Annotated in this window: 13 protein-coding genes; 7 read left to right on the top strand and 6 right to left on the bottom strand. The window is 52.7% G+C overall.

Going from position 1 to position 10,313, the window contains the following annotated elements:
- Positions 1–424: 424 nt before the first annotated feature.
- Complete coding sequence (locus tag H6F80_RS02560) at positions 425–997, top strand: peptidoglycan-binding domain-containing protein (protein WP_190790042.1); 573 nt, start codon at positions 425–427, stop codon at positions 995–997.
- Here the strand turns inward: H6F80_RS02560 and H6F80_RS02555 are convergent.
- From H6F80_RS02555 to H6F80_RS31065, 4 genes are all read right to left on the bottom strand, one after another.
- Complete coding sequence (locus tag H6F80_RS02555) at positions 994–2,136, bottom strand: NAD(P)/FAD-dependent oxidoreductase (RefSeq protein WP_190790041.1); 1,143 nt, start codon at positions 2,134–2,136, stop codon at positions 994–996. The genes H6F80_RS02560 and H6F80_RS02555 overlap by 4 nt on opposite strands.
- A gap of 249 nt (positions 2,137–2,385) precedes the next feature.
- Positions 2,386–2,844, bottom strand: a complete 459-nt coding sequence (gene psbQ / locus H6F80_RS02550; RefSeq protein WP_199296319.1) for a photosystem II protein PsbQ — start codon at positions 2,842–2,844, stop codon at positions 2,386–2,388.
- 124 nt (positions 2,845–2,968) lie between these two features.
- A complete protein-coding gene (lepB, locus tag H6F80_RS02545; RefSeq protein WP_518523503.1) occupies positions 2,969–3,718 on the bottom strand; it encodes a signal peptidase I in 750 nt (249 codons plus the stop codon).
- Between the two features lie 535 nt (positions 3,719–4,253).
- Complete coding sequence (locus H6F80_RS31065) at positions 4,254–4,421, bottom strand: hypothetical protein (protein WP_190790040.1); 168 nt, start codon at positions 4,419–4,421, stop codon at positions 4,254–4,256.
- Here H6F80_RS31065 and H6F80_RS31060 point away from each other — a divergent pair.
- Genes H6F80_RS31060 through H6F80_RS31045 form a run of 4 tightly spaced genes read left to right on the top strand, consistent with a single transcriptional unit; the run spans position 4,403 to position 5,597 of the window.
- On the top strand, positions 4,403–4,537 hold the full coding sequence (locus H6F80_RS31060) for a hypothetical protein (RefSeq protein ID WP_277879013.1): 135 nt from the start codon (positions 4,403–4,405) through the stop codon (positions 4,535–4,537). The two genes, H6F80_RS31065 and H6F80_RS31060, sit on opposite strands and share 19 nt — an antisense overlap.
- Before the next feature lie 17 nt (positions 4,538–4,554).
- On the top strand, positions 4,555–4,752 hold the full coding sequence (locus H6F80_RS31055) for a hypothetical protein (protein ID WP_242067131.1): 198 nt from the start codon (positions 4,555–4,557) through the stop codon (positions 4,750–4,752).
- A complete protein-coding gene (locus H6F80_RS31050; RefSeq protein ID WP_242067130.1) occupies positions 4,721–5,047 on the top strand; it encodes an amidohydrolase family protein in 327 nt (108 codons plus the stop codon). The genes H6F80_RS31055 and H6F80_RS31050 overlap by 32 nt, the downstream gene beginning before the upstream one ends.
- 52 nt (positions 5,048–5,099) lie before the next feature.
- Entirely contained in the window at positions 5,100–5,597 is a 498-nt protein-coding gene (locus H6F80_RS31045) for an amidohydrolase family protein (protein WP_242067129.1), read from the top strand.
- On the opposite strand, the gene pgeF is transcribed toward H6F80_RS31045, so the two are convergent.
- A complete protein-coding gene (gene pgeF / locus H6F80_RS02530) occupies positions 5,594–6,424 on the bottom strand; it encodes a peptidoglycan editing factor PgeF (RefSeq protein ID WP_190790039.1) in 831 nt (276 codons plus the stop codon). The two genes, H6F80_RS31045 and pgeF, sit on opposite strands and share 4 nt — an antisense overlap.
- 82 nt (positions 6,425–6,506) lie before the next feature.
- On the opposite strand from pgeF, the gene H6F80_RS02525 reads away from it, so the two are divergent.
- Positions 6,507–7,358, top strand: a complete 852-nt coding sequence (locus tag H6F80_RS02525) for a biotin--[acetyl-CoA-carboxylase] ligase (RefSeq protein WP_190790038.1) — start codon at positions 6,507–6,509, stop codon at positions 7,356–7,358.
- Positions 7,359–7,573: 215 nt separating this feature from the next.
- Positions 7,574–8,773 (top strand): M23 family metallopeptidase, encoded by a 1,200-nt coding sequence (locus tag H6F80_RS02520; protein ID WP_242067128.1) that lies wholly within the window; start codon positions 7,574–7,576, stop codon positions 8,771–8,773.
- A gap of 7 nt (positions 8,774–8,780) precedes the next feature.
- Here H6F80_RS02520 and H6F80_RS02515 read toward each other — a convergent pair whose 3' ends face one another.
- Positions 8,781–10,187, bottom strand: coding sequence for a UDP-N-acetylmuramoyl-tripeptide--D-alanyl-D-alanine ligase (locus H6F80_RS02515; RefSeq protein WP_190790036.1), 1,407 nt, complete (start codon positions 10,185–10,187; stop codon positions 8,781–8,783).
- Positions 10,188–10,313 lie beyond the last annotated feature (126 nt).

The following is a 10,313-nucleotide window of genomic DNA, read 5'->3' as shown; positions in this document are numbered from 1 at the left end:
ACCGAAATTTCGAGTAAAGATAAAGAATATATAACAATGCTTGAAGGTATCCGAATCGCACTTGACTTCCGTTTTTTCTGGTTCGCAATTGTCCTTTTCCGATCGGATTCCAGCAAGCTCTAAGCCAGGGTTGAAACGATCGCTACTTCACTTGAGAAATAGGGATTCTGTTCAACCAACTGGAAAAATGATTGAAAAAAGGCAAGGCTCGATGGATCAGATCGAACCTTTGCCAGACTCGCTTGAGTCTCAATCTATTTCAACCCACCTTCTTAACGACCGTATCAACCCTACTTATCAACAACACGTATCAACAGTGAGTGAGGAACCCATGAAACCGCAATTCACGACTCATTCGATTCCCTTTGATCAAGACCCAAACGTATCTTCTAAACTGAAGCAATTTAAGAGGCTCCCCCGGCGAATGTCAAGCTTTCTACGTCAGGGATTGCTGTCGATCGCGGTACTCACTGCGGTAGTTGGAGCTTCTTCCCAATCGATCGCCCAAACCCTGCTACCTAACAACACCCTGTTTCCCGGTGAGCAAGGTGCAAGAGTATTTACTTTGCAGCAGGCACTGAGGTCAGAAGGCTTTTTCGTTAGCGTCGACGGAGTTTATGGACCGGAAACCGTGAGTGCCGTGACTCAGTTTCAGCGCAGTTGCGGTCTGATTGTGGATGGCATTGCCGGACCTCAAACGAACAATGCCCTTGCTTCGGGAACCTGTTCCGGGTTCGTTCCCATTCAGCCACCCTTTATCCCGGTTCAGCCGCCCACTTCCGGCTTGCCCGTTGGTCCTTTTGTGGCAGTGATTCCGGGTGATGACCCTAGCAATTTGGCAACGGCTCGACAGGTGCAGGCAGCAGCAACTGTTCAAAGCTCCAGGAGAGGTTCGTTCATCAATGCAGGCGGCTACGAGGATCGAGAAAGAGCTGAAGCGGTGGTCGATCAGCTTCGCAATCGGCGTTTGTCTGCACGGGTCGAGTATCGTCCTTAAGAGGCAACAGCTCGAATTGTTTCAACCATCGATCGCACACTCTGAGCCGTTGCCGGAGCCAGCAAAACTCCATTGCGATAGTGCCCGGTTGCCACAATCACATTCTGGTAGCCGGGCATTGGCTCAATCACCGGAGCAGGACGCTGATGGGGACGCGGACGCAAGCCCGACCACTGCTCCACCGTTACGCCCGCTGCCAGGGCAGGACAAAACTCGATCGCCCCGCTTAGCACCCTTTGCAGGCGATCGGCATCGGGCAAAATTTCACTCGCACCTGCGGAAAATTCAACCGTCGCACCCACCCAATATTCTCGATCGCCCAACGGAACCAAATGGATATCGTTTCCGGTAACAACGGGCTGAAAGTTTGGATTTCCCAATGGCTCTGCCAAACGCATTCGCACCGCCTGCCCCAGCACCGGGCGCACTTCAACCACTTTCTCTCCCGCGACTTCTGGCGATCGAACCTGCTGGAGAGACTGCAAAACAGGCGTTGACCCTAATCCTGCCGTGACGACGATCGCATCCACTGCAAATCTGCCCTGCTGAGTGTCGATCGCGTGGCAAGCACACAGTCCCGATGAAGTTTGATCCGAGGCAAACCCTGTAATCTGAGTCTCAAAATAAAACTGAACGCCGCGCCGCTGAGCTGCTTCAATCAGCATCAGGGTAAGTGTCTTGGGGTCGAGCTGGCGATCGTCCGGCGAATAAATTGCTCCCACGACACGCGGGCTGGTCACCTGAGGACAGTGCTGCCGCAGTTTGGTTAAATCCCATCGCTCCAGCCGCCACCCCTGCGATAGGCGCGTTTCAATCAGGCTATCCCAGTCAGGCTGCTCCTCATCGGCTAAACACAGCTTGACAATGCCCTTACGGTTGAATGGAATTATTGTACCCGTCGCTGCCTCTAATTCAGGAACCAGCGTTTCGTATCGCTTCAGGCTGGCCTCCCGCAAATTCCAGGCACGCCCTTTCACTTTTTGACTGATTGCCCCCATCAGCACACCCAGCGCAGCTTGCGTCGCCCCTTGAACCGGGAACTGGCGATCGATCACCGTAATTCTGAATTCTGAATTGCCGCTGAGTTCGTAGGCAGTCATCGCCCCGATCACGCCACAGCCAACGATCGCGATGTGCATTTTTTACCGGAGAATGAGGAGATCAGGGGATAGGGAGATGAGGGAAGGGTGAAGAGATCAGGGGCAAAAGGGCAAAGGAGGTTTGAGGAAGTTTTTAGTTTAAGCAACGCTCGAATTACTGATTCCAAATTTATTTCAAAGCTGCTCACGTTCTCACGCCTCACCCTTGCCTCTTCTTCCTGCTTTCACTGCTGCACTCCCGACATCTTATTCTCTTAGCTCCCCATCTCCCTATCGCCTCGTCTCTTCCTAAGAAGGAATCCGCTCTACAAAAGCGTCAAAATCTTTCAACAGCTCATTGTAGTTTCGCAAGGCTTTAATCCCGTCCTGTGCCTGAGCCGCTTCGTCAATCAAAATTAGATGTTCAAACGTTTCCTTGGCGGCTGCTTCTGCTTGTTTCTGCTCAGAAGGCAGCAGATTGCGCGATAAACGGAGCATCGTAGCTCGGATTTCGCCCAGAGGACCGTGAATTAGCGATTCGACATCGTTCCATCGCTTTTGCTGAACCAGGGGCGGCAGCTCTAGCATTCGATCGCGGAAGGTTTGCAGCCGAGTGGCGTACTGCTGAATCTGGGCAATTTGATCAGAAGTATAAGTCGGAGCTTTTGCCGTTGGCGTTGGGTTGCCACAGCTCACGAGCAGGCTGGTAATCGCAACCAGAATAAGGGCAATTAATGACCGATAGCGGAACATAAGAATTTGTCTCACCGATTCGCTCTATTCAATAAGATTAAAACCAGATCCATCCTATAGCGGATCGGTTCAGCGAGACAGTAGCCTCCCAACCGGATTGCTAAAAAGCTTCATTGCCTTGATCCTTAGCCTGAAAGATCTAGGGGGTAACAGGCTGTTCCGAGGGCTGATCTTGGGAAGGTTGATTTGGGGAGGGCTGATCCTGCCCCGGTTGATAATACGGTGCGGAGTCAATATCGCCAAGCCGATTGGGGGGCCAGAAGCGAAAGACTGCCCGACCAATAATATTCTCACGCGGTACATAGCCCCAAAAATGGCTATCAAAGCTGTTGTTGCGGTTATCACCCAGCACCAAATACGAATCTGGCGGCACCACTTCTGGACCCCACTGATAATCCGGTTTTGCGGCAATATATTCTTCTTTGAGGGACTGGTCGTTGATAAAAACCGTGCCGTTCTTAACTTCAACCTTTTCTCCCGGCAAACCAATCACACGCTTAATAAAGGCATCTTTAAGTTCCGGGTTTTGCTGCCGTAGCCGATCGTTGGGCCAAAAGACAATAATGTCTTCCCGTCCAGGCGGATTAAAGCGGTAGCTAATCTTCTCTACAATCAGGCGATCGTTGACTTCCAGCGTCGGAATCATTGATTCGGAGGGAATGTAGCGTGCCTCTGCGACAAAATGCCGAATTCCTAACGCTAGCACTAAGCTAAGACCGATCGTTTTAGCGGCTTCCACCCAGGCATTTTCAGTTTGAGGCGGTACGGCGCGATTCGACTTGTACGACATTTTGAGCGGCTCCGAAGCATCTGAAGCGGGACTAATACCCGAATCATCAGGCGAGGTGGAATGAAGATGAGGCGGAAGATTAGGATCAGGATGAGACATGGATGCTGAGATAAAAGTGATCCGATGCAGAGCAGAAAGCAGTTCAATGCAGCCTGAAATTCAGCACAATATTAAAAACACAATATTAAAGCAGAGGTTTCAAGCAGAAAATCAAGCTTGGAGCCTAAGACTGAACTCTCGTTAAGACTAAACCCTAGTTATGGCATAAAGCGGACGAAAAGTATCATAGTCCATGAAAGTTGTAAAAGGATCAACCGGACGGGATGCACCTGATAGCCCTCTTCTGCAAATTGTCTCTATAAGCTACGTGAACGACTGAAGTATCAGGGGTTTCTGCTCACAAGCTGTCGAGATCTGCATCTGCTCAGTGGAGACTTTAACAAAATGCAAGGTTATTTCATGTTTTCCATTCTAATCGGTGAGAATAGTTGCTTTGGCTTTTTGGTTTATCTGGCTGGTTTATTTGGAGGTTCGCTTGGGGGATAGCCCGACCCCTTCGCCATCCTGCACGATCGATCGCCCGATCGCCTTCCAAAACCTGATGACACCCTGAAATTGTTCACCCTGAATTGACCTAATAACTTCGCAACCCAGTTCCCTGCTCATTCGCCAAGCCCGGATTCTTCTGCCAGACGGCACGTTTACCACCGGAGATGTCCACTTCGCGGCAAGACGATCGCCCAAGTTGGCGGTGAAATCTCCCCTGATGATCGGGGGGAAGCGGTGCAGATCGTTGAAGCATCGGGGCTAACGCTATTGCCAGGCGTGATTGATCCGCAGGCACATTTCCGGGAACCAGGGCTGGAATACAAAGAAGACCTGTCTACTGCCAGCCGTGCCTGTGCTAAAGGGGAGTAGTTACCTCGTTTCTGGAGATGCCCCATACAAAGCCACTAACTACGACTCAGGCGGCTCTAGACGATAAGCTGAAGCGAGCAGCAGAAAAATCGCTGGTCAACTACGGCTTTTTTATCGGTGCGACGGGGGAAGCATCGCCCGACCTGCTAGAGGCAAACCCTGCCTGCGGCATCATAAATCTTTATGGGATCGATGCACGGCGCGCTGTTGGTTGATCAAGAAGCGGCACTAGAGCGGATTTTTGCTTATGGCGATCGCCTCATTGCGGTTCATGCCGAAGATCAGGCACGAATTCGACAGCGACGCGAACAGTTTGCAGGCATCACCGATCCGGCAATTCACTCGCAAATTCAAGACAATCAGGCAGCCCTTTCCGCCACGCAGCTTGCCCTCTCTCTTTCCAAAAAATATCAGCGACGGCTTCGCATTTTGCATTTCTCCACTGCCGAAGAAGCCGAACTGCTGCGCCAGGATAAGCCTGCCTGGGTCACGGCAGAAGTCACGCCCTAGCAACTGGCTGCTGAATACGGCTGCCTATGGGGAAATTGGCACGCTTGTTCAAATGAATCCGCCCATTCGATCGCCCCACGATAACGAAGTCCTTTGGCAGGCACTTAAAGACGGCATTCTCGACTTTATTACCACCGACCACGCCCCCTACACACTCGAAGAAAAGGCGCAGGGCTACCCTAACACGCCCTCAGAAATGCCCGGAGTCGAAACTTCTCTGCCGCTGATGCTGCCCCAGGCAATGCAGGGACGCCTGCACGTGCCCCAGGCGACAAACTGGATGTCTACGGCTGTCGCCAGGGCATACAAAATTCCCAACAAAGGACTGATTCAGCCCGGATACGATGCCGATCTGGTACTGGTCGATCTAGATACCTATCGCCCCGTCCTTCGCGAGGAACTGCAAACCAAGTGCGGCTGGAGCCCGTTTGAAGGCTGGAAGCTCACCGGATTTCCCGTCATGACGATCGTAGGCGGCAAGATTGCGTACGATCGCGGCAAATTCAATCTAGATGTCCGAGGAGAAGCACTTACCTTTGACGCACCCTAAGCCGAAACAATCCCCGACCACTGAACTCTCTTCAGCCGTTCTCGCCGATAAGAAAAGAAATATTCGGGAGTTTGATACGTGCAGTAAGGGGCGATCGACACCTGATCAGAGGCAATTCCGAGCTGCTCAAGCTGAAGTGCGATCGTCCGCCGCACGTCAATTCTGGCTCGTCCGGGTTGGGGGTCAGGCAGCAAAGGAGAATCGGGAATTTGGCTCAACGCATTGAGCAGGCTTTCGACCTCAGCCTCGGGTGATTCACCTGCAGAACTTTCAGGAGAGACGATCGTGCTGCCAATCTGAGCGGCGACCGGAAGCGAAACTTGATAGACTTCTCCGGCAATGGCAGGACCGAGAGCAATTTTGAGATTTTGAAGCTGGCTGCCCTGCTGCTGAAGTCGCTCGATCGCTCTGGGCACAATTTGGGTGGCAGTCCCGCGCCATCCGGCATGAATCGCGGCAACCTGTCCAGTCTCAGCATCGGCAATTAACACCGGAGTACAGTCTGCCGTACAGACCCAAACCGCCTGATCGGCGTCATCACTGACAATGCCATCCGCTTCGGGAAACATGGCAGAATCAGATTCGGCAACGGTTTCTAAGGGCGCATCGTCTGAAAAGGTGCGATCGATCTCTGCCGCTGTCAGCACAGTATTGCTATGAACTTGCTTAACCCGGTAAACCTGGGCGGTCGGCTGTAAAACTTCTGCTAAATCTTCGGGGGCATGAACCCAAAACTGCTGTGTAAAGAAACCGTGCGACCAGTCCCTCAGCAGGCTACAGGTCAAATAAGGTAGGTCTTGCCAGGTTTGCCAGTGCCAGGTATGCATAGGAATTCCGGGGAAAAGGAGCTGGACAGCGAAACGCCTTGAGGCTAGCTTACGCCAAAATCACAAAAATTAATGGAGGACCATGACCCTCGATCGCGCCTTGCTAGAGGCAGAACTGCATCAAATCAACCTGCCCATACCCGGAGATCTACCCAATTTCGCACTGCACCTGTTCGACACCGTTGACTCCACAAATACGATCGCCTGGAACCTCCTGCAACAAACCCCTTCGCAGTCTGTCGCCGTGATCGCCCAATCCCAAACTGCCGGACGTGGACAGCGCGGACATCAGTGGCAGTCTAACCCCGGAGGCTTGTATCTCTCTCTGGGAATGAACCTGGATCTGCCTGCGGCAAATGCAGCTCTGCTGACCCTGACCAGTGCCTGGGGAATTGCGATCGGGCTACGACAACGACAAATTCCGGTACAGCTTAAGTGGCTCAACGATCTGGTCATCGAAGGACGCAAGCTCGGCGGCATCCTGACTGAAAGCCGAACTCAGCAGGGACGAATTCATCAGGCAGTAATTGGCATCGGCATCAACTGGAAAAATCCAGTGCCGCATCCTGGAATCTCGCTGCAAACGGTATTTCAGAAACAGAATGTCCCGCCTATCCCGCCGATCGACCGAATGGAGACCCTGGCAGCGATCGTGTTACAAAGCATCCCTGCCAGTCTCACCTATTGGCAACAGCGCGACATCAACGCTTTTCTGCCTGCCTACGAATCGCTGCTCATTAACGTCGGGCGATCGGTCAATTATCAAAACATGCCGGGTCAAGTGCTCGGAATCACACCAGCCGGAGAACTGCGGGTATTACTTCAGCCCAAAAGCGATTCTCCTGGGGGGCAACTGGGCAACAATCGAACGATCGAGGTTTGTTTAAAGCCAGGGGACATTACGTTGGGCTATGAGGTTCCGGTAGGAGAGTAGCGAAGGGAAGGGAAGTTTGGGAACAATTTCTATCGAAAGAGCGACGATCGCTTTCACATCAGTGAATGAGTTTTACGTGAATGTGTCTCATGAGTAGATTGGGCACACAGGCGACATTCTGAAACATCTGGATTATGATGTGTCGGGAGTGCTGCACGATTTTCCTTCACTCAGCAGGACAGTTTCAACGCCGTTTGCAGCAAGGGATATCTGGAATGACAAAAAATCACCACACCAGCCGTTTTTATCAGCGTTCGCTCTGGCTCAGCGGAGCAATTTGTCTGAGCAGTATAGGGTTACTTAGTCCTAACCTTGCCGTTGCTCAAACTGCGGCAGATCTTGCTGCACCGATTGAAGCTCCGCCTGCTCCTGCACCAGAGGTTTATGCAGCTCCTGAGGTTGTGCCTGTTGAGATGGCTCCTGAACCTGCTGCCCCCGTTGCGGCTCCTGAAGTTTCAAGTGGGCTTACCCAGACCGCTCCTGAGCCCGTCGAACCACTAATTTCTGACGGAGAAGCGATTGATTCAATCGGCTCTGCTTCTGCTGATTATCAGGTTCCAGTCCTGGTAACGCCCAACCTGGCAGACACTGCTGCCGCCGCTTTTAACCCGCAGGCAGACTATATCGATACGACCGCTTACAGTCTGGGGGCAACTCGCGCCGACCAGCCAGATGTAATTTTGTCTGAGCGATCGACCGGCTGCCAGGCATTGCTGCAACCCGGTCAGGCGGCTCCTGGAAGTATTTGTCCTCCGGCTCCGATTGCAAGTTCAGATGTCCGCTATGCTTCAAGTTCGTATGCTTCAAGTTCGAGTGGGTCAGTCAGCGGCGGCTGGAATTCGGTCAGTCTAGATTACAGTGCAGGCGGTCGCACTACGCCTTCAGGACGGGAATACTACAATCTGAACGTGCGTCCTACCATGCAGCTTCGGCTGGGCAATGTCAATCTACGTTTTCCCCTCTCGATCCCGGCGGTGATTACCTCTGCGTTTGGCTGGCGAGTTCACCCCGTTACCGGACAGAGCCGCCTCCACACAGGCACAGACCTCGGCGCACCCATGGGAACCCCTGTGCTGGCTGCGTTTTCGGGTCGGGTTGAAGCAGCAGACGAAATGGGCGGCTATGGTTTAGCAATTGTCCTTCAGCACGCCGAAGACACGCAAACGCTCTATGCTCACCTTTCCGAGATGTTTGTCAAACCCGGAGAAACTGTGCAGCAAGGACAGGTAATTGGGCGCGTGGGCAGCACCGGAATGTCTACCGGACCGCACCTGCACTTTGAATATCTGAAGCGAACTCCCGATGGCTGGAGAGCAATGGATGCAAGTTCTGCTGTGGAGTATTCCTTAGCTCAGTTTGTGAAATCGCTTCAGTTAGCTCAGGCAAACGGACGCGCTCGATCATCAGCCAACTAGCAAAGAATCAGGCAGTTTGAGCTTCAGCCCAATTCGTTGACAAAACTGCCTGGCGCAATCCTTCTACGACGCGATCGAGTCCTACCGCACGAGATGCCTTAAACAGGATTCGATCGCCCGGCTGAATCAGGGCTTTGAGGCGATCGATTACTGCTTCATCGCCATCAAACTGCTCTGTTGGTACGGGAAATGCCCCGGCTGCCAGAGCTTCGCTTTCTGCGAGGTCAGCCAGAATCAGCAGATGATCCAGTTCAAGCTGCCGCACTACGGTTCCAACCTGATGGTGAAATTCAGGCGATCGATCGCCCAGCTCCTTCATAGTGCCCAGAACAGCAATCCGTCGGCTTCCGGGCGTTTGCGCCAGCAGATGCAGTGCAGCAATCATTGACTCCAGCCCTGCATTATAGGTCTCGTCCAAAATCACAATATCCGGCGGCAAAGTAAGGCGACGTGCCCGTCCCTGCGGTAGTTCTACCGTAGTGCCCTGCTGAAGTGGCTCCCAGGAAAGGTTTAACGCTTTTGCAACTGCCAGAGCTGCCAGATAATTCATCGCGTTGTGCTGTCCCGGAAGCGGGAGCGGCAATGTCATTTCGTTAACTTGTAAAGTCGATGGGTCAATCATTTGCCCAAAAACATCGCCACCCGTCAGCCCATAGGAAATTGTCTTTCCTGCCCAGAGCCGATTTGCACCTGCGGGAACTGCAAAGCAACCGGCGGTTTGCATCAAGCGCGGATTGTCAAAGTTCAAAATTGCAACTCCGTCCGCAGCCATTTCTGCAAGAAGTTCACATTTTGCGTCGGCGATCGCCTGTTCTGAGCCGAGCCTGCCGATGTGCGCTGTTCCCACATTCGTAATGACTGCTACTGTAGGACGGGCAATTTGCGTCAGCAGGGCAATCTCTCCGGCTGCCCGCATTCCCATTTCAATTACTGCAAAATCATGAGCGGGGGTGAGTTCGAGCAGCGTCTTGGGGACACCAATTTCGTTGTTGTAGTTCGCCTGTGTTTTGAGCACCTTACCCTGAGTTGCCAAAACTGCCGTGATTAGCTCTTTGGTCGTTGTTTTGCCCACTGAACCCGTTACCGCAATTACGGGAACTGCAAACTGATTTCGCCACCAGTGAGCGATCGTCTGATAAGCCTGAAGCGCGTCCCTCACAACCAGTAGTGGCAAATCAGCATCGGCTGGAGGACAGTCCGTAACAGCAGCGATCGCCCCCTGCTGCTGAGCCACTCCTAAATAATCATTGCCGTCAAACCGATCACCCCGCAACGCGATAAACAGATCGCCAGACTGCAAGCTGCGGCTATCGGTACTGATCCGCATCGGACGCTGATGCTCAACTGCCTCTATCCGAATCGGAACTGCCTTCAACAGCGCGACCAACTCACCCAACGGCAAATGCTTAACCATGCTAAGCCTACTGAACACTGCTTCGATAAAGTAGCAGCAATCATAGTTCCCACCATCCAATTTGTCCAGTAGCCTATCCGTCGCAGTTTCCTACCCCCTTCACTCCTCACCTTCCTCTGCATCCCC

Origin of the sequence: Leptolyngbya sp. FACHB-711, assembly GCF_014695615.1 — a bacterium.
In the GTDB taxonomy this organism is placed as follows: Bacteria; Cyanobacteriota; Cyanobacteriia; order Elainellales; family Elainellaceae; genus Leptolyngbya_A.
The sequence above is the reverse complement of the archived record's forward strand: the minus strand, read 5'-3'. Positions and strand labels throughout refer to the sequence as shown.